Origin of the sequence: Vibrio sp. MMG023 (assembly GCF_021654215.1) — a bacterium.
GTDB classification, from domain to species: domain Bacteria; phylum Pseudomonadota; class Gammaproteobacteria; order Enterobacterales; family Vibrionaceae; genus Vibrio; species Vibrio jasicida.
Map to the genome: position 1 here is coordinate 609,566 of NZ_JAKFZP010000004.1, position 25,946 is coordinate 635,511.

Sequence of the window (25,946 nt, forward strand, 5' to 3'; positions counted from 1 at the left end):
CGAAATAAAATTTCGCGATCTTTATCACTTTCCTTTCAATAAGCCAATGATATTGAATTTTGGTTTAAATTGAATTCAGGTGAAGAATTATGTGACCTCACCAGTTATTATTAAAAAAGGAATCAAAAGAAAATAAAATTTTGCGATTTTCATCACTCTATATTTAACTAGATTGATTTATTAGCAATAACAAACACAATAAATACGCTTATATTTAACAATTTATAAACTATAACAAAAAGCCATCAACATTTCTGCTGATGGCTTTTCACGCTATTGTTTTTTCTTTGGTGCTTTCTTCGAGCTCAAGTCTAATCGAACAAATGGCTATCGAGTTTAACGCCGTTATTTGACCACAATTGATACCGTTTCACCGCGTTACCAGACGAATACATGGTGTGCTTGCAGTCCATACATTCGACAAAATACAAACCACTCATACCAGCCATAACGTGTAACCTTCGACTGTCACAGCGCTTACAAGAAAGACGCTGAACCTTACTGTTTACGTCAACACGACGAGCGAAGTTAAGTGTCTCATGGGAGCACAAGGCGTCCACTGCACTGTCTTTAAACGGATGCTCACTGAGCAAATGATTGATGGCGTAATCGTACACCGGGGGAATCGAAGATTTGCCATTCTCTATATTGGTTATCTTAGCTACGGAAACACCCAACAAAGATGCAAACTCCACTTTGCTGTATTCCAAGATAAACCTTGAAGAGATGAACTTATCTGCACTAATGATTCTCAACATACACAAATCTCTAATAGAAAAACAAAAAGAGCACGACGTTGCTCTTTTATGTTGAAAAGGATAATAACAGGTTACTTCCGACTGTATTTATACGCAGAGTATGCGCTATTTTTATTTTTGGTATCTTGCGCTCAATTTAATTAAAGATCAATAGCATTCACTTAGTAACAAAAATAGAAATTAAGATTTAATAATATAATTCTTAATAGCAAATATTAGTTAAAGTAATGGTTCTAGTGAACTAAAAATAATTTAAGCTAACAAAGTAATTTCATAGCCATGATATGAGCTAATCAATAATAATGGATTGGAGCTTAATTCATGTATTTGCAGCAAGGGGGGATTTCCCTCTATTTGTCGATTTATATACCAACAGCTCGGTGACAGGTAGAATTCTGTTGAAGCTTTGCATAAAGATCACCCAACAATTATGCAATAGATAGAGTAAAGAAGAATTTGAGTGATAAAAAAGCCTCACGAATGAGGCTTGTTGAGATTCTGTGGCTGTAAGAAGTTTTGCGTAAAATCGAGCACTTCTTTGGAAGGTTGTTTTGGTGGAGGCGCAAATTCTTGTTGTGCGGACACTTCGCTTTCGAAGTTTAACTCTGGCATCCCATCAGCTACGTTTGCTTCTTCATGATGCTCTTCATTAAGCAACTCGTTCAGTTCTTCTTCTCCAGGGAAATATGGCTCACGCTTGTAAACCTTGTTTAAGGCTCTGATGATTGAGTGCTTTTTCACCACGCCAGAAGCCAACTTTCTTTGTAGCGGTTTAGCAATTGATTGTAAGCCAACCACCACATCTACACCGATGTTGCTGGCAACCTCATCACGTACAACTCTCGCAGGCTCATAACCCATGTTCGCAGACAAGAACAACCAAACGTAAGCAATCGCGTTACCTGTTTTGCCAGTGTCTTTCCACGCTTCACCTGCATGGAACATGGCTTCAGCACTGCCGCTTTCCGCCGCTCTTTCTAACCAATAACAGCCTTTGACCATACTTTTTTCAGTACCAATGCCATTGAGATAGCATAGACCTACTTGGATTTTGCCATCAGCACTATCTTGCTCTGCAGCTTTCATAAACCAAAACAACGCATCAGCCCGCTGACCTGATGTGTTTTCTGGTGACAACTGCCATTCGCCCATATACAGCATGGCTGGAATGCAGCCTTCATCGGCAGCTTCTTCGATTAATTGGTGACCTTTAGGAATGTTTTTCTCTGTACCACGCCCAAATACGAGCGCTTTTCCGGTCGCGAATTTCGCATCGATATCGCCTTCCAAGCCCGAAATAGCCGTACGCCAGAAGTTTGCCTGCTCTCTTAAGATCACATCTTCACGCATACGTTCGGCAAGTCTTACTACACCGTACATACCAGTGACATTATCTAACTTGGCTGCTTTATCATACCAATAGAGCGCCTGTTTAATGTTCTCTCGTTCCGCTTCTTTTGCTAAATAAAGAATGGTCGGGATATGCCCCGTTTCCGCCTTAAACGCACGTTCTTTACGCTCTTGCTCTCGCGCCTTCTGCATCGCTTTGCGGTATGCCGCTTCACGAGCTTTCCTCTCGGTCTCGAGACGTTGCTTACGCATCGACAACGAGATCATCCACACAAATATCAGGACGAGTGAAAGGCCAGTTGCCACAATGGCAATGCCCATACTACTCATAAATAGCCTCTTTTTAGGTCAGGGCCCATAAGGATTTCCCGTAGCTCGGGGAATCTAGAAAATTGTTAATTTGGGTGTGAAAGCAATCATTCCACTGTACACCGCCTTTATTATATAACGACCATGTAGGCAAAATCTGAAGTTTACAATTTTACTGTGAGGGCAATTTATTCAATATCATCCAAACTTATTTTTTAAAGAAAAATATCACCCTTACTTTTATAGAACCTAATCACAGTTTTGGGGCTTAGACATTCTCCTCCCCTATCATCCCCCCGATCTCCTCCTATAGAAATTTACATTTTTAGGCTGTGCTTAACATCTCACTATGCGCTCGTTTTATTATTTAATTTGTGAACAAAATCTAGTGTGATAGAAAATTTTCTCTTGTAAAAAACTTAACCGCCTGCTCTCACATTTTGCTGATAGTTCAGTGTATTAGCATTTAGTTGAACATTTCCTTTTCGGCATCTTGCCCAATCTATTCTCAATTCAATAACAATGGATTTGTAAACGTGGACAATAAAACATTTAAATTATCAGCGATTGCCAAAACCGTGCTACCTCTACTTTCTGTAGCAGTGATCAGCGGCTGTGGCAGTGACAGCTCTAGCGATGACACTACGAACCCTGGCTCCGGCCTTCACCCTGCGGGAGAGAACGAAGTTGTCATCTATTACAAACGCGATGTTGCTTCGGCTTCAACAGCAAGTGATTACGACGGTTGGGGCCTACACCTTTGGAATGGCGAAGGCTGTACCAGTACTGACCTAGAAGCAATGGGGATCGCTGACGGCGGTACGGATTGGGCAGCACCGCTTCCGTTCGAAGGCATCAGCGAAACTTACGGCGCTTACTACGTACTTAAAGTGAACCCTGACGCATCAGACCCACACGAGTGTATGAACTTCATCTTACACAAAGGCGATGAAAAAGCCTTTGGCAGCGCGAACTCTAAAGTGGAGTTAACCAAACTGGGTGAGTCTCAAGGTCTATTCGGCTTCCACGGCAGTAGTGAGCTTTACTATGAGCCAATTGCAGATCGTCCTGTTGATATTGATGGCCAGAAAGCACACTGGTTAGATGCCGACACTATCGCTTGGGAAGCGGCAGCAAACGCCGACTCGATGAAGCTATTCTACAGCTTGACCAACGACATCAAGATGGACGAAGACAAGCAGATTTCTGGCGGTACAGCCGTTGAGTTGACGAAAGCAGGAGACCTGTCTGAAGAACTGAAATCTCGTTTCCGTCACCTTGCGAGCTTACAAGCCGCAGGCATTGATGTGGATTCTGATACGCTACGCTCTATTCTGAAGTCACAAATCGTGATGGTGGCATACAACGCAAGTGGCGATGTTATCTCTGCCACTGAAGTCCAAAAGCCAGGTGTGCTTGATGCGGTATTCGCAGATGCAGACGCAGGTAACGCCATTGGTCAGGAACTTGGTGCCATTGTTGAAGGCAATGCAGCAACATTCAAACTTTGGGCACCAACAGCGCAAGACGTTGACCTGATCATCTACGATGCCGATTTGAAAGAAGAATCCACCGTTGCGATGACAGAAAACCCAACTACTGGTATCTGGGCTTCTGAAGCGCAAAGCGATGCATTGAATAAATACTACCGCTACGAAGTGAAGGTTTATCACCCAACAACAGGTGTGGTAGAAACGCGCCTTGTGACTGACCCATATTCATTAAGCCTTTCTGAAAACTCGCTTTACTCACAAGTTGTGGATCTAGACAGTGCAAGTCTGCAACCACAAGGCTGGAATGATTACGATCGCCCAACGGTTGAAAAAGACGAAGACCATGTCCTTTATGAATCACACCTACGTGATTTTAGCTTTAGTGACACGAAAGGCACAGAATCGTTAAACGGCAAATACCTTGCGTTGACGGAAGCTGAGCGTGAATCTGTTACTCACCTTCAAGCTCTGAAAGATGCTGGTTTAACAACACTTCACATTCTTCCTGCCTTCGATATCGCAACCGTTGATGAAAACGAAGCTAAACGCGTTGATATCACGGATACGGTAGGCAAGCTATGTGGCATTAAGCCTGAAGCTTCTGTTTGTGAAACCGAAGACGATGCAAAAGTGATTGAAGATGTCCTAAATAGCTACGATCCAGCAACTGGTGCTGCACAAGCACTGATGAACGATCTACGCATGCTAGACAGCTTCAACTGGGGTTACGACCCATTCCACTACACTGTCCCAGAAGGCAGCTACGCGACTGATCCAAACGGTTCTAAACGTATCCTTGAATTCCGTGAAATGGTGCAAGCGACGCACAAAATGGATCTGAAGCTGGTTATGGACGTGGTATACAACCACACCAACGCATCTGGCGTAAACGACAAGTCAGTTCTCGATAAAATCGTCCCAGGGTACTACCACCGTCTGAACGTCAACACAGGTGGCGTTGAGAACTCAACCTGTTGTGATAACACAGCAACTGAGAACTTAATGATGGGTAAACTGATGGTTGACTCATTGCTTGTGTGGGCAGATGACTACAAAGTCGATGGTTTCCGCTTCGACTTGATGGGCCACCAGCCAAAAGACGTGATGGTGTACGCGCTAGAACAAGTACGTAAAGTTGATCCTAATACGCTGTTCTACGGCGAGGGTTGGGACTTCGGTGAAGTCGCGAACAACGCGCGCTTCGACCAAGCAACACAGCTAAATATGGCTGGCACAGAAATCGGCACCTTCTCTGACCGTCTACGTGATGCGGTCCGTGGTGGTAGCCCATTCGATGGCGGCATGGACTCTGAAGGTAAACATCCACTTCGCTTCAACCAGGGCTTTGGTAACGCAGGGTACCCGAACGAAGAAACAAAGACAGATGCAGATTCAGTAAACGGTCGTCTACACAACCAAGATATCGTTCGTTTAGGCATGGCTGGCAACCTAGCAGAATTCGTTCTACTCGATTACAAAGGGGATACGAAGCTTGGTAAGAACGTAGACTACAACGGTGCACCTGCGGGCTACACTAAGATGCCTTCTGAGAACATCTCTTACGTATCTAAGCACGATAACCAAACCCTTTGGGACAACAACGCTTACAAGATTGCGACTGGCACTTCTTCCGCTGAGCGCGCTCGTATGCAAACGGTGTCTCTATCTACGGTAATGCTTGGTCAAGGTATTCCGTTCATTCACATGGGTTCAGAATTATTACGCTCTAAATCAATGCAGCGTGACTCTTACGATTCAGGTGACTGGTTCAACCGTGTTTACTTCGACGGTAGCGACAACAACTGGAACGTAGGCCTACCTCGTGAAGACAAAGACGGCGCGAACTGGGAGCTAATCAAAACCATCGTTGCGGATGGCACAGCAAAACCAGACTCGACTGATATTGAACTTACTAAACAACAATTCCTAGAACTACTAACTATCCGTAGCTCAAGCGAACTGTTCCGTTTAGATACTGCTCAAGAGGTCATGAACCGCGTTGATTTCCGCAACGTAGGCAAAGACCAAGTTGAAGGCTTGATTGTGATGTCTATTGACGACGGTACGTCAGCTGGAGCAGACCTAGATACAAACTACGACGCCATCGTCGCGGTAGTGAACTCAACAGCAGAAGAGAAATCTTTCAAAATTGAGGGCGCAACGGGTTTCGAACTGCATGACGTTCAGAAGAACTCGGCTGACATGACCGTTAAGAATGCAAGCTTCTCCGGTGAGACTTTCACGGTTCCGGCACTTACAACAGCGGTATTTGTACAACCTCAAGGTAACGCACAAGGTGCTGGTCTGCCTGTTGATACAGATAACAAAGACGTATCGAGCATTCCTCCTTACGGTGAAACCAAGGTTTATGTTCGTGGTGACATGAACGGTTGGAATCCATCAGAAGAATGGGAAATGTCATTCATTGGCAACGGTATGTACTCGGTAACGGGTGTACTTGAAGCTGGAGATTACGGCTTTAAGTTTGCTGATGATAGCTGGGGTACACCAAACTTTGGCTGTGATTACGCAGAACAAGCTTCTGGATCTCTAGACTTGGGTACTGAAGGTAACTGTGCATTGTCCGTTACTGAAACAGGCAAATACACCTTCGTTCTAAATGCAATTCATGAGCAAAGCGATTCAGCTGACAAACCGGTTGTTTCTGTAACGAAAGCGGCAGACGCACCAACGTTTGGTGAAACTTCACTCTTCCTACGCGGCACGATCACAACTTGGGATACGCCAGCTGAAGATTCAAGCGCGAAGTTCAACTACGTAGCCGCCGATGTTTACTCTTTAGACATCGACCTAGCAGCAGGTAGCTACGAAATGAAAATCGCAAGTGCGGATTGGGCAGGTGACACCAACTTCGGTGGAGAAGGCAATGTAGAGCTCGGCGCAGCAGTCACCATGGATGTTGGTGGCGACAGTGCAAACCTTAAAATCACAATTGCAGAAGCAGGAAACTACAACTTCCACTTCAACGCAGCTGATAAAGCCGCACCAGTCGTGACAGTGACTAAGAACTAAAAACAGTAGGCGCAATCATGTGCTAGCTTGGGGAGGGTAAAACCTCCCCTTTTTTGTGCCTGTAAAACGGCATTAAAAAAGCCGCTCGAACAGTGACGATGGCGGCTTTGTTGTTTCTAACGATTTGCTTTAACTATGGGGTTAGTTTCCCCAAATGATCTCTACAAATTCAGGGTGATCCACAAACGGGTTGCGGTTACCTTGGAATTCAAACACCGCTTGGTTACGGCTGATCTCTTTCGCGCTAACAGGATCGTTTTTGTGCCAACGTTTCAACATGTTCAGCATCCATGGTTCAAAGACGGTCGTTTTCGTGCCGTTCAATACCGCGTCAGAGTTACTAGAGTTGCTTTCCCAGTTGCCAATGACGTTTTCATAGCGCGTCGCCATGTAGAAATACGCACGAGCAAAATCACCTTTGAACTCATCAATAGGCTCAAATACTGTTCCTGAATAGCCCAAAGTAGAGCTTGCTGAGCCGACTTTTGAGCCATTGCTAGATACGTAAGTGCTGTTACCCACTTCACCAAATGCCCAGTTGCTGCGCTTCGCATTCACATAACCATCGGTTGCAAACAGGTGGTGACCATCCGAGTTCATCGGTTCAACCTTTCCACCAAACCAGCTCTTAGGAAATGAGTGCTCACGGTTGTAGCAATCGCCTTCAGTTCTGTATTGACCACATTGGTCTGTGACTTTGGTAAAACTTACTGTATCGCTACCAGATGGCTTCTCAGAATACATATCGAGAATGGAGCCGTCTTTCTCGTAGTAGTTGTCTAAATCCGCGTCTTTCACTAAGGTCCAAATGGCAGAGTAACCGCGCCCTGTGTGATCCTTGATGATATTAAACAGCGCTGTTTTCAACTCAAAACCGGTTTTGCCTTCTGCGGCTTTATAGTATTCACCCACAACAGGCGGAGGTGTCGTTGAACCACCAAGAGTAAAGCTTGTGGTTTGAGATTTCGTGAATTCACCACCAGACGCTAATGTGGTTTGGCCAAACATTAAAACGTATGAGCCACTGCCATTGCCACAACAAATACCATCACCATAACTGTCACTGATCGTGAACTGGTAATCGCCGTTCGCTAAGCACATGGTTTTTTCGTAGGTTTTCGAAGATTCAAAGCCTTGGCCTGAAAACAGAACTTGCGATTGGCTATCTTTCAGTTCCCAGCTGGTTTCTGAGCCATAACTGTCGGTGTTCAATGTCAGTAACACTTCGTTGTCATTACAGCTTTCTACCGGAGGCTGAGTGCCACCATTTTGGTTTGGCTGAAAGTTATCGACATAAACGACTTCAGAACCGTCAAAGCCCGACTCATCATAAAAGCGTAACCCGACATTGATCGCTTTGTTTGATGATGCAGTGTAACTGTGCGTGAGTTGTTGCCACTGATTGGTTTGCTGAGGGTTAGAGTAGCTGTGGTATCCATCAACCACCAAACGCGCTTTAACATTACCTTCCGTATGATAAACCGCGACAGAAAATGGGTAGGTTTTCCCTTGCTCCACATTAATGGTTTGCAAAAAGTCGGTGTTGCTTTGGGTACCTGTATTTACGATAACTTGAGCCGCTAGACCACCAGATTGGTGCGGGTCACTGGTCGGTGAAACAGCAATGCCGGAATCAATCACAGACCACTGCGTTGGTGCATTGCCATTCCACTGTTCAAAGTCGCCATTAAGAACTTGACTGAACGCGAATGGAGAGCAAATAAGGGGTAATAGACAGAGGGGTTTCGTTATGGATTTCATTATAATTTTCCATTAGTTATATAAATCCACAAAAAGATAAACATAACAATTACACATGAGTAAGCCTTAAATCACACTTTGACTTTGCATGAATGTGAATATTCTCATTATCGTGCAGCACATCTCACAAACTCCGTACTGTTTCTTTCACCTGTTCAACGTCGGTTGTGCGATAAAAAACAAAGGGATGTACAGAAAGAACGCGGGAGCTCAAAGTGGAATATCGCTACCGATGACTAAAATGAGCGGCATCTTAGACAAAGCGATAAAAAAAGCCAAGTGCGTTTCTATTGGGGTAGAGAGCAACACTTGGCTAGGTATGGGTTATCTTGATTGAGAATGACTTATTGAGTGTTTGCCGTCACTTTGAAGAAGCGTCCTTGTAATGATGACATCGGGATCTGGTATTGCCCGTTATTTGGTGTGATTTGTTGGTTAGTGATTAAATCCACCAGCGCTTGATTGCTGCCGACTTGCGCTTCTGTCAGCACAATATTGCGGGCACTCTCAAGGGTATTCAAAGCAAATAAGACTTGGTCATCGCCAGATACTTTCAAGTCCACATAACTGCCATTGCTTGCTACCAAGTTAGTGCGGCTGCCTTGATACAAAGCAGGATGAGCAGCGCGCATCGTCATCAATGACTTAACGTAGTTTTTCAGATCAACTTGGTTGGCATCTAAGGTTGCCGTTACGCCTTCGATCTTGGCACTGCTGCGAGCGACATGGTCATCACACACGCCACGAACCGCACACGTATTGTTGTCTTCTTTTGCGTCAAAACCATCAACTTGGTCACCGATTTCATCTCCATAATAGAGAGTGATTGGCCCGGTGTAAGCCGCTTGGAATGCAAACGCGGCTTTGTGGCGTTGCCAGTATTCAGCATCGTTCACATCCGCTAATCCGCCTCGTTGCAACAAGTCACCAAAGCGAACCAAATCGTGATTGCCAATCATCAAGTTTGGCTGAGCATGAGACGGATATTGATTATGTGTTTGGTAGCCATTGTCGAGCCAATCCACACCACGACCGCCGACACCGCTCTCATTGACAGCAAGTGTTTCCACCACGCGATAGCGCATTGGGAAATCAAATGCCGAGCACAACGCAGGATCGTCAGCCGCGCCATATGCGTCACTCGCGATTTCTGACTCGCCCTTCCAGATCTCAGCGACCATGTAACCCAGAGGATTCACTTGATCACCTTCCGCGTTGGTGTAAGTCACACTCTGTGAGGCTTCATCCACCGCTTTGCGGATTTGTGTCCATGCGCCGGTTGGAACTTGGTACGCTTGGTCTAAACGCCAACCATCAATTTTTAGCTCTTTTACCCAGTAAGTCGCGACTTCTTTATAGAAGTCCAAGCTTGCTGGGTAGTCGACCGGATTGCTCGAACCAGAAGGTAATAAACCCGATGGAGACGGCTTAATCAACCCTTCTTTGTGATGACCAAACACGCCATCAAAGAAAACATACAAGCCGCGTTTGTGTGCTTCATCAACTAAGGTTCTCGCCGTTTCTAAATCGCCAAAGCGAGGATCAATCTTAAAATAATCCGTGGCAAAGTAGCCCGTTGCATCCAAACGATCAGCCCAATGATCCTGCCCATCAATGGCTTCCGATTCAAAAACTGGCGTCAACCAAATTGCATTCATGCCCAAGTCTTGGATGTAATCGAGCGAATCGATAATCCCTTGAAGATCACCGTTATGATGGCTAGTGCCGTAACCTGTGCCATGGCCGATAGTCGAATCGCCATCAACAAAGCTCTCAACCATGATTTGATAGGTGCGAAGTTGGTTGCTTTGCTCCATTACATTCGCTTGGCAAGCATAACTTGCATCAGGAAGTGGCGTGCTGCCATTATCGCTTCCACCAGAGGAATTACACGCGGATAAAACACCAACCACACTCAAGGCTAAAAGCGATTGGCCAAATAGTTTTTTATATCGTACGTTGCGCATTTAACTCTCCCAAATAAAATTAACCCCAACATGTTTCCCATGCAGGGGTTAATAAATAAAAATAAATTTCAAATAACTGAATGGAATATTATTGGCACTTATTTACCATTACGTGAAGTGGCTTACCTTTTCCTTCAAATTGAAGGCTCCAAACGTATTTTCCACCTTCTTTAATATCAACCGAAGTATCTGTGCCGTAACCACCAAATGTTAATGGCGTTAATTCACCGACATTCATTCGATTACCTTTCGCGGTAAATTGTGGGAACCACAACTCAGTCGCGTACTGCATTTTGAAAGAGCCTGCTTTTTCTTGCGTCACAACTTGATAGAAGTTATTGCCTTTGTAAGTGTATTTACGTTGAGGTACATGTTTCCAATCTGAATCAGCAAACGTACCGACAACAAACAGAGGTTTAGAAATTGGGCCTTTCGCTGTGCTATCTGGGTTGTCACAAGCCGCCATGAAAGCAACGACTTCGTCTTGAGACAGATTAACAATAGGTTCAGCAGCACCTTCTGGTTCTGCTGTCGATTGACAACCAGCAAGAGCAACAAGTAAGGCAGCAGCAAGTGAAGTTTTCATCATGTTCATTTTCACGTTAATTCCTTTTTAATATTCCAAAGTAAATACAAACTCACCAATCTGGATAAAGTTAATATTTAAAAAGAACAAAATACCAAACTAGTGATAAAGAATATTATTCTCTATCTTGCTGAGCCAGATTACTTTGAGAGGTTTAATTATTTCCTAATCGATGACGAGTAAGGTTAGGAACACATGTTAATTATTGATCTGTTAAATATGAAAAACAAAGTAAAACAAATAAATTTGTGAATAAGCTAACTATATGTAGGGGTGAGTTTTATCGTTCTAAAGTCAATTAAAAAAGGCCAGCAATTTGCTGGCCTTTTTTATTCGTTTATTTGGTATTTACCGCTTTAACAAATACAGTTTGTGCACCTTCAATGCCCAGTTCTTTTGCCTCATCGAGAAGCGTCAGAGCCTTCGGAATATCATCCGCTTCGACGGCTGCTTTGATGGCATTATGGTAGTAACTGGTTAAGTCTGTACCTTGCGGGATATTGTCGTTTTTCGCGACAATCTTAGTATTCACGATATCATTCGCGGATACTGAAAAACGGAACTGACCGAGTGGGCTGTGTTTTGCTTGAGGATCTGCAATATCTGGCGGCTGAGTGTGATTTGCCAGAGCGAAGGCTTTTGCAGGGTGAAGAACTTCTGAGCTTCCTTTGAGATCAGAAGAAGTCGTGTAAACCAAAACATGCAAGTCGTTACCTGTCATGTCAGGAATCACATTCATTTCAAGTACGAATTTATCGTTATCCAACAGTTTTGCTGGCTCGTACTTAAACTTTGAGAAATCTGCTTGATAAATAGTTTCGCCAGCCGTGTTCATAACAACGACATTAGGTGCGTAAAACTCTAGATTTTTGTTTACGAATGTTTCTAGTTTGATATCTAGACTGCCACGATTACCTGGTAACGCGAACGCTGCAATTGCGCCAGCGCTATTACCATCTAACAGCATTTGGCTTTTGTCAGTCAAAGCGAACTCAGTAACCACAGGCACATCAATTGGTACCCATTGAATGTCGCCCGATTGCGTGATCACTTGTTGCTGACCTTTCGGGCTCATATCGACTTGTTCTACAGAAGTACAACCTGTAGCCAACATTCCCAACAGTACGGGAGCAAGCCATTTTTTCATTACCGTCTACCTCGACTCATTATTGTTTTTTGAAATAAATACAGCCAGATAAGGTTCTGGCTGTATCATTCTAGGACAATTTAGGACTTAGTGGCTAGATGATTACCACCAAGCTTCAGCTTGTACACCGAACTGGAATGTATCGTCAGAACGACCGTTGTCGAATGTGTTCGAGTTGTCGTCTTTATCCGCTGTTAGGTAAGAAGCGTATAGACGAATTTCAGGACGAGCCCAGAAGCTAGAGCCAGCAGACCATGCTTGAGCAACTGTTAGCTTACCGTATTTGTTCTCTGCACCGTCGTTATCATCGATAGCGTAACCTGCTTCGAAGATAGTTTTGTGGTTGTCATCCCATTTGTACATTGGACGAACAACAGCAGACATTGCTTCCCATTTGTCTTGGCCGTCCCACATGTCTTCACCTACACCGTAAACAAGTTGGTGACCAAGTTCCCAGCTATCACCCATACCGATTACACCCCAGTTGATTAGGCGGTAACCAGATGCGCCACTGTTTGCTTCTGCACCGTACCAGCTACCGTCACCGTAAAACGCCATTGTTTTAGAGTAACCTTCAGTACCGTATTGAATTACAGTTTTGTTGAAGCCTGAATCTAGACCTTGAGTCAATTCAGCTGTGAACATTACGCCATCTTTCGCATCTTTAGTGCTGTTTGGCGCAGCGTCAGTTTCGTTAACTAGCGCGTAGTTTAGACCTAGTTCTAGAGAACCGTTATCCCATACTTGAAGACCCGCGTAACGCGCATCAAGTGTATTTACGTTTGCGTCACCGCCATCGTTACCTGGGTCAGCGATGTCAGAACGGTCATTACGAACCCATGCTAGAGATAGTTTACCTGGACCAGCTTCGATGTTTTCGATACCAGCACCTGCGCCAGAGATGTTCCAGTAGTAGAAGTCAGAGATATGGATGTCGTGACGTTGGTAGTAACGCTTACCTGCCCATAGAGTCGCTTCTGGAGCGAAATCTAGAACACCTTTAGCTTGAACGTTGAACTGACGTAGTGCGAATTGTGCATCATCAACACATTTAACATCGCCAGCGCCATCAAGACCACAGTTAGCAGAAGTGCTTTCCCAGTCGTTTGAACCGTTAGAAGTCATTGCAAACATAGAGTCAACGTAGAACGTTTTACCGTTGTTGTTGTAAACTTCTTTACCTAGTTGAACTTCACCGTATACATCGCCTTCGTTACCTAGACGACCGATTTTGTTCTTTTCAAATGTTACTTGTTGGCCACCGTCAGCGCTAACGCCAACACCAGCACGCATATAACCATGGAAATCCACTGCGAACGCAGAACCAGCAGCTAAAGTTGCAGCAACAGCCGCTGCAATTGCACTTACTTTTTTCATTCTTAACTCCATTAAGGGTATTTATAATTCTGTCTTCCCTGCTCGCTCTTTTTGGTGAATATAGGCAGTAAAAACGCACCAAAAGAAAGAGAGGTAAGATGGGAACAAGTCCCCGTTTGTTTCAACAGTCTTAAGATTACCCAAGGAGTACAAGGATGACGTCCTCCACCCCAAACTAATTTAGGGGGGATGAGAAGGGATGAGAAAATATACCGAATGGTGTTTTTTCGAGTCAGATCACCAATCTAGGGAGGAATTAGTAAGTTTCTTCAGTTTATGGCCGCTACAAAGTGATAGCCATTTCATATTTTTGTCAAAAATAGGTCGTAGAAAGTAATTTAATTACAGTGATAATTTTCGATATAAGGTGGTTGACCTTAGTAAGACAAAGTTTTTTACTTATAGTTTCTTAAAGGTAGCAATAAAATTAAAAAAAGATTCGCTGATGACACAACTTCACTCTCGCCCATACCCACTCGGCGCAACCGTCAATAAAGAAGGTTGTAACTTCTCTATTCATGCTCCGAGTAGTAAAGACATTCAACTTGCGCTATTTTCGGAAGACGGTAGCTACAAGCTGCACGACTTACCAGGCGAATATGCAGGCATTCGCCATACTTTTATCCCTGACATCAAACCGGGGCAAAAGTATGGCTATGTGGTGACGCACAAAGACGAACCTTTGCTGATCTCCGATCCCTATGCAAAGTCGATTGATAAAGCCCTTCACTACCAGCCTCCATTTTCTCCTGCAAAAAGCTTCGATATGCCAAAGTGTGTCGTCATAGAAGACAACTTTGATTGGCAAGACACCGATCATCCTCGCATACCACGAGAAGAGATGGTGTTGTTTGAAACTCATGTGAAAGGGCTCACTCAGCAGAACCCTGAAGTTCCAAGCGATACAAAAGGCCGTTATTTAGGTTTGTCTTCACCTGAAATGTTGGCGTTCTACAAACAGCAAAACATCAATACGTTGCAATTGCTACCTGTCGCAGCGTGTATGCATGAACCGCATTTGCTTAAGATGGATAAAGTGAACTATTGGGGTTACAACCCATACTTGTTCATGGTGCCAGATCCTCGCTATGCAGAAAAAGACGCGGTCACCGAACTCAAAACCACCATCCGCGAGCTACATAAACACGGCATCGAAGTGATTCTTGATGTGGTGTATAACCACACGGCGGAAGGCGGTGAAGGCTCAACGATCTTCAACCTAAAAGCGCTCGACTCACGTTTCTACATCAAACATGGTCAGAACTTCGCGAACTTCACTGGTTGTGGCAACACTGTCGACTTAACTTACCAGCCAGCCCTGAATCTCGTTATGGATACGCTGCGATACTGGGTGAGCGAATTTAAAGTCGACGGCTTCCGTTTTGACTTGGCAGCAACACTCGGTCGCCAAGGCGACGATTACAATCCAGAAGCGGCCTTCTTTAAAGCCGTCGCGCAAGATCCTATTCTTCGCGAAACCAAATTGATCGCCGAACCTTGGGATATCGGTCCTAACGGTTACCAAGTGGGTAACTTCCCATTTGGTTGGAACGAATGTAACGATAAACTCCGCGATATCTCCCGCAGCTTCTGGCGTGGTGACCAAGGCTACCTAAAAGAATTTGCGACTCGTTTGATGGGCTCTCGTGATATATACAGCGCAGCAAACTGGCCTTACAAACTCACGGTTAACTACATCACGTATCACGATGGTTTCACCCTGCAAGATTTGGTGTCTTACAAGCAGAAGCACAATGAAGCGAACGGGGAAGAAAACCGCGACGGCCACGGCGATAACCGCTCTGAAAACTATGGCGTGGAAGGCGAAACCGAAAACCTGATGATCATCGCCACGCGTGAAAAACAAAAGCGCAACTTAATGGCGAGCTTGCTGTTTGCATTTGGTATCCCTCACATCCTAACCGCAGATGTGTTGTCGCACACGCAAGGCGGTAACAACAATGCTTACTGTCAGGATAATGAAACCAGCTGGCTAGATTGGTCGAGCACAGAACGCAAACAGCACTTCAAAGTGTGGATGTCACAAATGGTCGCTAATCGTAATCAGTATATGGTGCCATTCATTCGAGCGTTCAGTGGTGAGAATCGCAATAACAACCGTATCTTCTGGCGTCGTATTGATGGCAGCTTGATGGAGCACGACGATTGGAACCGTTTAAGCTCTGTTGCGCTGCATTTAGGCATCGGCAAGGAAGGGCAAGAGTTGGTTTACCTGATCAACCAAACCAACGCACCTGCGCGATTTAAGCTACCAAATGAGCGTGGTCAAGAGTGGGTGACCGTATGTGATACCAATGTGCGTAACCTCAATCCTGGTCATGCCGAGGGCGAAGTACTGCTTTCCCCGACTTCAATGGCGATTCTGCATTATCAACCAGAGTAAGAACCTTACCTGACAAAAGCGAAGCTTATTCCCACAAGTTCTGACAAGCCCAGCCATGCGCTGGGTTTGTTTTATCAACGTTTCGGATACATAAACAGCAATCAGCTCAAAGAACACACCATACGCATTGATGCACAAGTGAAACTAATCTAATATTGCTAGCCAAATCACATTTATAATATATACAACGTTATTTGGCATATGGCTTTACCTAAATTCTTAATCCGCATTCTGCGGCCTTACCTGCTATTACTCGCAGGCTTCATGGTCTATCTGGCTTACGCTCAGTTAGTCGATTCTGAGTCGATGGTCTATCGGCAATCACAGACCAATATCATCACCGCCGAGCGTTTGATCCACTCTCAAATCGAAGCGACTTTCAGCAAATTCTATCTTCTAGAAACCGCATTAAAAGCAAGCAAACAAGACCTCAATGATCCTGACTTCCGTGAACTAAGCCAAGGCATCATCGACTATTCTCCGCAATACTCCAATATCCTCTATACCACATCCAACAACAGCATCGCTTATGGCCTATCTGGTCAAATAAAACAACCAGACACCAGCGCAATTCAATGGCACAAACTGGATACTGTCAGCGATAAATTCTCTATCTCTTCGCTGTACCAAAACCCACAGCAACGCTGGGTATTCGCCATCAAGCACGCCAACCCAAATCTGAAATACCAACTTTGGCTTGAGTTCGATCTTCTTCATACCACTCAACAATTGCGTGGTCTTAAAACATTGAATAAAGGTTATGTGTTTGTCGTAGACAGAGATACAGAACGCTTGGTATTCCATCCAGATCCAAGCCGCATCGGTGACTATTCAGTGAGTTATCATGGCGGTATCAGCGATAAAGTCGCGTCGGGCTTACTGTTTGGTAAACACGAATACTATTACCAAGATAACTTCAAAATTTCGGTCTTCGATGCAGACAACGGCTTAAACTGGGTGTTTGTCGCAGGGACAGACCGTGCCGACATCCTCAACAGCAGTTATCCGTTCACGCTAACCGCCGGTGTCATTGCCTCTCTACTCGCACTCGCCATCGGAATCAACTACCTCACTTACCAACTGCATTTGTCTCTAGCCTGCCTAAATGGCACGGAGAGCGTTGGTGAGTTCAAAACCCAGCTCAAGCATGTCTTGGATCGTTTTTGCTACCACAGAGGCATACAGTTCTGTGTCTACGACAGCTTGAATTACAGCTTCTACACCCTCGATTATCACGGCAACAAAAAGCTGGTGTTAACCGACGCGGAACTCGCAGCGCGTTTTTCTCATAGCGCGCTGACTTACCGAACGAAGAAGTACGGCGACGAGCTGACGAAAAAGCTCAAGATCAACAGTAATCACTACTGCATTCCATTGTTTGATGGACGAGAGCTGCTTGGTGTTACTTATGTCAGTTGTCGATTCCCGACCTACAAATGCGTGCTGAGCTTGATTCAAAACTACGCCCAAGTTGCGTTGGCAAACCTGAAATTACATGACCGTTTGCGCCATCAAGATCCAATGACGCAACTCGAAAACAAAGCGTGCTTAGCAGCAAAAGTGTCGAGAGAGCTTCATTCAGAGAACCGTTTTATCGCGATGGTTGACATTGATAATTTTAAATACATCAACGATAAATTCGGTCATCCAGTGGGCGATTTAGTCATCCAAAAAACAGCAGAAGTGATGCGCGATTGCTTCCCTAAACCAAAAGGGATTTGTTTAGCGCGTTATGGTGGTGAAGAGTTTGCCATCGTGTTCCAAGCCAATGACGAGTTTGATGCCAAACATCAGCTGGATAACTTCCTAACCGCGTTGCAAAGAAGCCATCTCACATTGGGTTGTGGCGATGTGCGATTTACGGCAAGTATTGGGTTTACGCCATTAGAAACCAGCTATCACCATGTAGTGGAGCAAGCTGACAAAGCACTTTATCAAGCAAAAAGATTGGGCAAGAATCGCGTCTGCCACCTCAAAGCAGCATAGCGAATTTCTTACGAAAAAAGACAAAGCCAGAGCAGATATCGCTATGGCTTTTTTTATTTCTATTACAGTCAGTTAAGTCACAAGTTCTGACACGACACTTCTCTCTTTCCGCCGTCTTTTGACCGATTCAAATTCTGCCCCCAAACACCCTATCGTTAATCGGTTCTGAACAGGTGTTTATTTTTCTTTGATTTAACTTAACGGCTCTCATCAATAACCTTAAATGCATCAGGGGATTGCACGAAGCCAATTGAAAATGAAAGAACTGGACGATTACGTAGAGCAGATAAATTTAGACCTGACTAGCGAGATGTTAGAAGAGCTAGGTTGGGTCAGCGATAACGTCCATCAAGTTCTTTATTGGGTTATTGCCGCCATCCTATTCGTTGTATTGATTTGGGGTATTTTCTCATGAAGGCATCCAATCCATCTTATGGTCAGGTTTATTTGGTTGGAGCAGGCACAGGCGATGCGTCACTGCTTACCATTAAGGCATTTCGTCTGCTTAATCGCGTTGATGTCGTGCTTTATGACCACCTGGTTTCGGAAGATGTCTTGGACGTCATCCCACGAAAAACCCTAAAAATCTGCGTGGGTAAACACTACGGTAAGTGTTCGCAAACTCAGGCAGAAATCAACGAAATGATGAAGGGCTACGCAATCACAGGTCTTACGGTATGTCGCTTAAAAGCGGGCGACCCGTTTGTATTTGGTCGAGGCGGTGAGGAAGCGACCTATTTAACACAGCAAGGCATCAACTATGAGGTTGTACCGGGTGTAACTGCGGCACTTGGATGCTGCGCTTACGCGGGGATACCGGTCACTCATAGACAAGTTTCGAGGGGTGTCACCTTGGTAACGGGACGAAACTGTAATGATGCTAGCGAACCTAATTGGAGCGCACTTGCCGCCATCGACCACACCCTAATTTTCTACATGGGGCTACACAAAGCAGAAGCGATCGCAGACAACCTGATTGCTCACGGTCTCGCGCCAGATACACCTTGCGCTATCGTCAGCAATGGGACACGAGAAAATCAAAACAAGATCGTCACTACCTTAGCTGGACTGTATGAAACCTGCAAAGCGCAAAAACCACCACTGCCAGCAATCATAGTGGTGGGAGACGTGGTTTCCCTCTCGCAGTCACTGGAATGGTTTGAGTCCACCGCCGAGCCCTGTTTAGAACGCACGATTCATTAGTTTTTGAAAATAACGAGATAGAACAATGCCTAAGTTTTTAACTACTCAGCAAATGGGTTCGACGATCGAGGCGTTACGTCAGAGCTATAAGGTGATGGCGCCCGTCTATGAAGAATACGCAGGTCGTTTTGCCCATACCCCAAATTTGGATTACCAAGAAATCGAACGTTACGACCAACTGGAGTGGAAAGAGAAAAGTCATTTCTCACCCAAAGAGATCGTCTTCCCAATTACCGAAACCCTATTTTGGTTTAACGCCGACGAGTTACGAGAATCCAGTGTCGATGCGCGCCCCGTGTTTCTGTTTCTCAGAGCTTGTGACATCAATGCGCTCAAAAGCCTTGATTACATGTTTTTAGAAAACGGCGGCCACAAAGACTTCTACTACAAACGTCTGCGCCAGAAACTCAAACTTGTACTGATTGAGTGCAGCGAAAGTTTCGAAAACTGCTTTTGTGTCTCTATGGGGACCAACAAAACCGATAACTTCGCCGCTTCAGTTCAATTTAGTGAGCATGGCGCAATTGTCACTATTAAAGATCCAGAGCTAGCGCCCTACTTTTCACAAGGCAAAGACGTTGAGCACAGTGTCAGCTTCGTCAAGTCCAATCCTGTCAAAGTCCGCACGCCAGATTCGGTTTGCGATGATCCGGCTAAAGTACGCGAAGTGTTACTCAGCCATCCGGTGTGGTCAGAATACGATTCACGCTGCATTGGTTGCGGTCGCTGCACTTCTTCATGCCCGACTTGTGCCTGCTTCAACGTGTTCGATGTGGTTTACAACAAAGAAGCCAAAGTGGGTGAACGTCGTCGCCAACACGCCAGTTGTATGATTGATGGCTTCTCGGATATGGCAGGCGGTCACAGCTTCCGTCATAAAACTGGAGAGCGCTTACGTTATCGCGCCTTACACAAGGTCAACGACTTTAAGTCTCGCCAAGGCGAACACCATATGTGTGTTGGATGCGGACGCTGCGACGACCGATGCCCTCACTACATCTCATTTAGCAACATCATCAACAAGATGACATCGATTGTAGAGGAGGCGCTCTAATGTGCGATTGTGAAAACAAAATGCTGCCGCAAAGCTACCCGATCATTCATATCGAAAAGCACACAGAACTGGAATGGAATTTTCGCGTTGCGTGCGACTTTCCGGTGCACTACGGACAATTTGTCGAAGTGGGTTTATCCCTAGTAGGAGAAGCACCTATTTCCGTCTCCGATTACGGCTTAGGTTACGTCGACTTGCTGATACGTAATGTCGGCAAGGTAACCAGCGAGCTGTTCCAATTAAACGCCAGTGATCGCGTGATGATGCGCGGCGCAATGGGCAACGGCTACCCGATGGAAGCATACCAAGATAAACACCTCATTGTGGTCGCGGGCGGCACTGGCGTTGCTCCGGTTAAAGGGCTGATTAACTACTTTCACAACAACCCAAGTGATGTGAAGAAGATGTCTTTGATCCTCGGATTCAAAAACCAAGATGCCGTGTTGTACAAAAGCGACTTGCTGAATTGGTCTTACTCCAATCACGTCATCACCACCTTGGATGACGGTGGCGACGAACACTTCTATGAGAGCGGCCTGGTCACCGAGCACATCAGCAAGCTTGACCTCTCAAACAAAGAGAACATCCGCGTCATCGTAGTGGGCCCTCCGATCATGATTAAGTTCGTCGTGCAGGACTTCTTATCCAGAGGCATTCAAGAAGATCAGATTTGGGTCGACTACGAACGCAGAATGGCCTGCTCAGTTGGTAAATGCGGTCACTGCCGAATTGGCGACAAATACGTGTGCTTGGATGGTCCGGTTTTCCGTTATGACCACGCCAGAACCATGATTGATTAGGAGGGAATCACAATGACGATGGATGTAGATATCATCAAAATGCGCGCCAATGGCGATTACCGCCTATCGAAAGTACGTGGCGAGTGCATGATCAGCGTGCGCATTCCGGGTGGCATTATGCCTGCTTACTTACTCGGTGCCGCGCAAGAGATCGCCGAGAAGTGGGGCAATGGTGTCATTCACCTCACCACGCGGCAAAAGCTGGCGATGCCAGGCATTCGTTATGAAGACATTCCAGAGGTCAACAAAGCGCTGGAGCCTTTCATCAAAGACATCACCGTCGATACATGTGGCATTGATGTCGAAGACACTCAAGCAGGTTATCAATCGATTGGTGGGCGTAATATTGTCGCGTGTCAGGGCAGTCGAATCTGCCAGAAAGCCAATACCGATACCACTGGTTTAGCGCAGCGAATGGAGCGTCACGTTTACCCTAGCAAATACCATTTAAAAATGGTCATGGCTGGCTGTCCGAACGATTGTGCCAAAGCCAATATGGCGGATTTTGGCATCTTAGGTATCGCCAAGATTAATTTCGAAAGCCATCGCTGTATTGGTTGCGGCGCCTGCGTCAAAGCTTGTGCGCACCACGCTGTAGATTGCTTGTCACTCAAAGACGGCAAAGCGGTGAAGGAAGAAAGCAAATGCATTGGCTGCGGCGAATGTGTACTTGCTTGTCCGACACTGGCTTGGCGTCGAGATCCAAAACAATTCTATATGGTCAAGCTGGGCGGTCGAACTTCGAAGAAGACCCCTCGCGTTGGCAAGATGTTCCTCAATTGGGTAACGGAAGACGTCCTACACCCTGTCATCGACAATCTATTCGAATTTGAAAAAGAGATGTTGGGCGGTAAGCCGATTTACCTCCACATGGGACATCTGATTGATAAAGGCGGCTACTTGCGTTTTAGAGAGCGCGTCTTAGATGGCGTTAGCCTAAATCCGGAAGCCAAAGTCGCCGAACGTATGTATTGGGCAGAAGATGAATACGTAGCGAACATGCACGTGAAATAGGCATAGTATGAACAAACTAGAAGAAATGTTTAAAGAGGCGTTAGCTCCAGCAGGTATCACCATCAATGGTTCTAAACCATGGGATATCCAAGTGTTTAACCCAAAAGTGTATGAGCTTGTGATGCAGTCAGGCTCCTTGGGTTTAGGGGAAGCGTACATGTCCAAGATGTGGGATTGCAGCCGCTTGGATCAGTTCTTTGAGCGCGTACTTTTAAACGACATTGAAGGCAAACTAGGACTGGCTGAAAAGCTCAAGTTCGCCTCTTCCGCTGCGAAGTTAAAACTGAAAAGCTGGGTTAACCCACAAAGCATTGAACGTTGTAAATTCGATGTACCGCACCACTACGACATCGGCAATAAGCTTTACCAAAAAATGCTCGACTCGCACATGACCTATACCTGTGGATACTGGAATCGAGCAGCAACGCTGGACGAAGCGCAAGAACATAAAATGGATTTGATTTGTCGTAAGCTCGATCTGCAACCGGGGATGCGTATTCTCGATATTGGCTGTGGTTGGGGCAGCTTTATGATTTACGCTGCGAAGAAGTATGGTGTGATTTGCGATGGCCTGACTCTATCGAAAGAGCAGAAGAAGCTCGGCAGCAAACTGGCGATAGAAAATGGCGTCGTCGCCAACTTCATTTTGAAGGACTACCGCGAGTTCAAGCCCACCGTGCAATACGATCGCCTAGTGTCGATTGGTATGATTGAACACGTGGGACCAAAGAACTACGCGGAATACTTCGAGTGCGCAGAGCGCTTCATGAAAGACGATGGCGTGTTCTTGCTACACACCATTGGTTCACACCACAGCACTACCGCATCGGACCCGTGGATCTCGAAATACATCTTCCCAAATGGCGTTATTCCATCGATGAAGAACCTCGCAGAGGCGATGGAAGATCGATTCAATATCGAAGATGTGCACAACTTCGGTGAAGACTACGACAAAACCCTGATGTGCTGGTTCTCTAACTTCCAACACTCATGGAATCAGATCAAAGGCGACTACAGTGAAGATTTCTACCGTATGTGGAAATACTACTTACTCAGCTGTGCTGGCGCCTTCCGCTCACGAGATTTGAGCCTATGGCAACTTGCCCTAACTAAGATTGGTCGCCGCCGACCATTGACCGTACGTTCCATGTAAGCAATCTGCCTCCAGATTGTGTTTTGAGCACCTTCGTTTGGCTCCTAGCCAGAATGGGCGGTTTCATTCTGGCTTTTTTTACTGTTTTCTATTTCCTTCCAAAGCACTAAACAACCCATCTAGGGGGCATTTAGTACGACCTTACTTGCAAAACCTAATACTTAGTAACGCCCAGTATTACTTTTAGTCTTGCGCGCTATGACTTGTTTTACATTGATGGTGACGTTCGTTCGACTCAGGCAATCTTCCTCTCAACCAAGGCTCATCCCGATAACCAAAACCAGAGCCAAAATACTATTTTTGAGAGTCACCATTATGAAAACCATCAAATCAATCATCATTGCACTGCTATTTACGTCTACACTTTCTGGCTGCGCTTCCACTCCAAGCTACTATCGCTTGGCTCCCAACGTTCGCCCTACTTTGATGAATGCCAATATCAACGTTCAACCACTGGTAAACACCGCGGTCTCTGTTGGTAAAGTCGTACTGCCTTATGCGATTTCAGCGGGACATGCTTACGTTAATACGCCTTACTTCCTATTGCGATAAACCCACCGAACTCATTCAGCCCTGTAAAACTAGCCCATTACTTCGGCTAGTTTTCATTTATGTATCATAGAGATAAAAGATCACCACCTTAAGTAGGTTCATTTGGTGTTGTGGTTATTAATGAACCTCTGTATATTTATGGACCATTACAGTATATGAACCAATCTAAAGAGACGCATTGCACCCATGGCTACCTTTCTCTATACGCGGCACTCCCCTAAAAACCGAGCTTACCCTGAGCAACTCAACGCTTTGAAAGCCTTTGCTCCAGAAGCAGTTCACCTTGAGGACAAGGTACGCGGCTGCACGCCACCAGCCGAGCGACAAGCCTTTCAACAACTCTTAACTATCGTGCAAACCGGTGACACCGTTGTACTTTGGTGGCTAACCGCCTTTGGCCGAGACTTCAGCCAAGCCCTTAGCACGATTCAAACTCTGCTTAACAAAGGCATCACCCTAAAAACCGTTTGTGAACCACTGACTTTTGAGCCCGATTCAGTACAAACGCAAACCTTGCTTTCGCTGCTTTCTGGCTACGGGCAAGTGCAAACGCAACATCGCTTGTTCGCCGCAGAACAAGGCCGCAAAGCACTAAAAAACGATCCACAGATGTGGAAGCAGAAATTCCGAGGTCGCCCTGCAGACAAAGCGAAACATCAACACATTGCAACTTTGCTTCTGGAAGGCAATACGCTACAAAGCGTCGCAGAACAATGCGAAGTCAGCCTATCGACGGTCAAACGAGTGAAAGCCAAATTGAATGAATTTGATGAGGAAGGAAGCCTGCGCCGCCGTGGCGATGGTGAAAAATCATGAGTCGACCGATTGAATTTAAAACCATCTTGCTGGCGTGTCTTATCATCAGTGTTGGTCAGCTCAGTATGGGCTTGGTGTTCCCATCTCTTCCTTGGATCGCGAAAGATTTCGATATTTCCCTCGACCAAGCTCAGCTGTTAGTCAGTGTTTACTTACTTGGTTTTGGCCCGTCTCAGTTTATCTATGGCCCAGTATCCGATGCGTTAGGTCGCAAAAAGGTGCTGTTAGCTGGCTTGTTGATTGCCATGCTCGGTCTATTGATGATCATCTTCCTAAGCCACACTTTCACTGGCATGGTAGCAGGCCGTTTTCTGCAAGGTTTAGGTACAGGCTGTTGCGCGGTGTTAGCCCGAGCATCAACTCGTGATCGCTTTAATGGTCCTGAGCTCCCTGTCGCTTTGTCCTACATTGCGATGGCTGCCTCTATCACACCGTTAGTAGCTCCTGTTATTGGTGGTTTCATTAACGCCCACTTCGGCTGGACTATGGTGTTTATCTCGCTGTTGGGTTACGTATTGTTGGCTTGGACTGTGATCGTATTTCGCTTCCAAGAAACCATCACACAAACCTCTGCGTTGCCATCACCGAAGAAGATGCTGCTGCAATATCGTGACCTACTGACTTCTCGTTACTTTATGAGCTTTGCCAGTATCGGTTGGCTTAACTTCAGCTTGATGATCACGACCGTTTCGGTGATGCCTTTCATCATGCAAAACCAAATCGGCATGACATCCGATCAATACGCGATGTGGGCACTGATTCCGGCGTTCGGCATGATTTGCGGCACCAGTATCTGTAATCGTGTGCGTCCAATCATCGGCACGAAAAAGATGCTATTGGTCACACCAATCCTGCACGTCAGTTCCGCAGCGTGGCTGTTCTTCTGTCCTGTTGAGCCGCTGTACTTAATGCTAGGCCAACTGCTGATGATTTTAGGCAATGCTATCGCTCTACCTTGTGCTCAAGCCATGGTAATGCAACCCTATAAGAAACAAGCAGGTGCAGCTGCGGCGATGTCGGGCGGTGGCCAAATGGTGGTGTCATCAATTGTAAGTATGGCATTGGTGCAGCTCGGATTAAGCCAAGCATGGCATCTGTCATTGGTGATTGTGGTCTTTGCGACCATTACACTAACCAACGTTCTGCGAGGCTTTGCCACTGAGCAACCTTCCGAGCAATAGAG

The 25,946-nt window shown here is 45.6% G+C and carries 19 protein-coding genes; 12 read left to right on the forward strand and 7 right to left on the reverse strand.

Features of this window, described 5'->3' with window-relative positions; genetic code table 11:
• Positions 1-311: 311 nt before the first annotated feature.
• Positions 312-758 carry a helix-turn-helix transcriptional regulator gene (locus tag L1076_RS16225; protein WP_038868929.1) on the reverse strand — a complete coding sequence of 149 codons (447 nt, stop codon included), beginning with the start codon at positions 756-758 and terminating at the stop codon, positions 312-314.
• A 474-nt stretch (positions 759-1,232) separates the two neighbouring features.
• Positions 1,233-2,438 carry an SEL1-like repeat protein gene (locus tag L1076_RS16230; RefSeq protein WP_045408244.1) on the reverse strand — a complete coding sequence of 402 codons (1,206 nt, stop codon included), beginning with the start codon at positions 2,436-2,438 and terminating at the stop codon, positions 1,233-1,235.
• Positions 2,439-2,953: 515 nt separating this feature from the next.
• On the opposite strand from L1076_RS16230, the gene pulA reads away from it, so the two are divergent.
• A complete protein-coding gene (pulA, locus tag L1076_RS16235; protein WP_237304015.1) occupies positions 2,954-6,943 on the forward strand; it encodes a pullulanase-type alpha-1,6-glucosidase in 3,990 nt (1,329 codons plus the stop codon).
• A 141-nt stretch (positions 6,944-7,084) separates the two neighbouring features.
• Here pulA and L1076_RS16240 read toward each other — a convergent pair whose 3' ends face one another.
• The 5 genes from L1076_RS16240 to L1076_RS16260 all read right to left on the reverse strand — a co-directional run bounded on the left by L1076_RS16240 (position 7,085) and on the right by L1076_RS16260 (position 13,781).
• Positions 7,085-8,704 carry an endonuclease gene (locus tag L1076_RS16240; RefSeq protein ID WP_237304016.1) on the reverse strand — a complete coding sequence of 540 codons (1,620 nt, stop codon included), beginning with the start codon at positions 8,702-8,704 and terminating at the stop codon, positions 7,085-7,087.
• A gap of 344 nt (positions 8,705-9,048) precedes the next feature.
• Positions 9,049-10,671, reverse strand: coding sequence for an alpha-amylase family glycosyl hydrolase (locus tag L1076_RS16245; protein WP_237304017.1), 1,623 nt, complete (start codon positions 10,669-10,671; stop codon positions 9,049-9,051).
• Between the two features lie 88 nt (positions 10,672-10,759).
• Entirely contained in the window at positions 10,760-11,266 is a 507-nt protein-coding gene (locus L1076_RS16250) for a glycosidase (protein ID WP_237304018.1), read from the reverse strand.
• A 328-nt stretch (positions 11,267-11,594) separates the two neighbouring features.
• Entirely contained in the window at positions 11,595-12,404 is an 810-nt protein-coding gene (locus L1076_RS16255) for a MalM family protein (RefSeq protein ID WP_038881262.1), read from the reverse strand.
• Positions 12,405-12,506: 102 nt separating this feature from the next.
• Positions 12,507-13,781, reverse strand: a complete 1,275-nt coding sequence (locus L1076_RS16260) for a maltoporin (RefSeq protein WP_038881260.1) — start codon at positions 13,779-13,781, stop codon at positions 12,507-12,509.
• A 445-nt stretch (positions 13,782-14,226) separates the two neighbouring features.
• Between L1076_RS16260 and glgX the strand changes: the two genes are divergently transcribed.
• The 11 genes from glgX to L1076_RS16315 all read left to right on the forward strand — a co-directional run bounded on the left by glgX (position 14,227) and on the right by L1076_RS16315 (position 25,944).
• Positions 14,227-16,185 (forward strand): glycogen debranching protein GlgX, encoded by a 1,959-nt coding sequence (gene glgX / locus L1076_RS16265; protein ID WP_237304019.1) that lies wholly within the window; start codon positions 14,227-14,229, stop codon positions 16,183-16,185.
• A 264-nt stretch (positions 16,186-16,449) separates the two neighbouring features.
• Positions 16,450-18,171 (forward strand): diguanylate cyclase, encoded by a 1,722-nt coding sequence (locus tag L1076_RS16270; RefSeq protein ID WP_237304068.1) that lies wholly within the window; start codon positions 16,450-16,452, stop codon positions 18,169-18,171.
• Positions 18,172-18,427: 256 nt separating this feature from the next.
• Entirely contained in the window at positions 18,428-18,586 is a 159-nt protein-coding gene (locus tag L1076_RS16275) for a hypothetical protein (RefSeq protein ID WP_009706538.1), read from the forward strand.
• Positions 18,583-19,374 (forward strand): uroporphyrinogen-III C-methyltransferase, encoded by a 792-nt coding sequence (cobA, locus tag L1076_RS16280; RefSeq protein WP_237304020.1) that lies wholly within the window; start codon positions 18,583-18,585, stop codon positions 19,372-19,374. Before L1076_RS16275 ends, cobA begins: the two co-directional genes overlap by 4 nt.
• A gap of 25 nt (positions 19,375-19,399) precedes the next feature.
• The gene (gene asrA, locus L1076_RS16285) at positions 19,400-20,428 is read left to right on the forward strand and encodes an anaerobic sulfite reductase subunit AsrA (protein ID WP_054755454.1); all 1,029 of its coding nucleotides are present in this window, start codon (positions 19,400-19,402) and stop codon (positions 20,426-20,428) included.
• On the forward strand, positions 20,428-21,228 hold the full coding sequence (asrB, locus tag L1076_RS16290; protein ID WP_237304021.1) for an anaerobic sulfite reductase subunit AsrB: 801 nt from the start codon (positions 20,428-20,430) through the stop codon (positions 21,226-21,228). The genes asrA and asrB overlap by 1 nt, the downstream gene beginning before the upstream one ends.
• A gap of 12 nt (positions 21,229-21,240) precedes the next feature.
• Positions 21,241-22,242 carry a sulfite reductase subunit C gene (gene asrC / locus L1076_RS16295; RefSeq protein WP_005429205.1) on the forward strand — a complete coding sequence of 334 codons (1,002 nt, stop codon included), beginning with the start codon at positions 21,241-21,243 and terminating at the stop codon, positions 22,240-22,242.
• Between the two features lie 7 nt (positions 22,243-22,249).
• Positions 22,250-23,395, forward strand: coding sequence for a cyclopropane fatty acyl phospholipid synthase (cfa, locus tag L1076_RS16300; RefSeq protein WP_039974041.1), 1,146 nt, complete (start codon positions 22,250-22,252; stop codon positions 23,393-23,395).
• 315 nt (positions 23,396-23,710) lie between these two features.
• Positions 23,711-23,947 (forward strand): hypothetical protein, encoded by a 237-nt coding sequence (locus L1076_RS16305; RefSeq protein WP_104037056.1) that lies wholly within the window; start codon positions 23,711-23,713, stop codon positions 23,945-23,947.
• 186 nt (positions 23,948-24,133) lie between these two features.
• Complete coding sequence (locus L1076_RS16310; RefSeq protein WP_104037055.1) at positions 24,134-24,763, forward strand: recombinase family protein; 630 nt, start codon at positions 24,134-24,136, stop codon at positions 24,761-24,763.
• Positions 24,760-25,944, forward strand: coding sequence for a multidrug effflux MFS transporter (locus L1076_RS16315; protein ID WP_009706552.1), 1,185 nt, complete (start codon positions 24,760-24,762; stop codon positions 25,942-25,944). Before L1076_RS16310 ends, L1076_RS16315 begins: the two co-directional genes overlap by 4 nt.
• Positions 25,945-25,946: the final 2 nt, after the last annotated feature.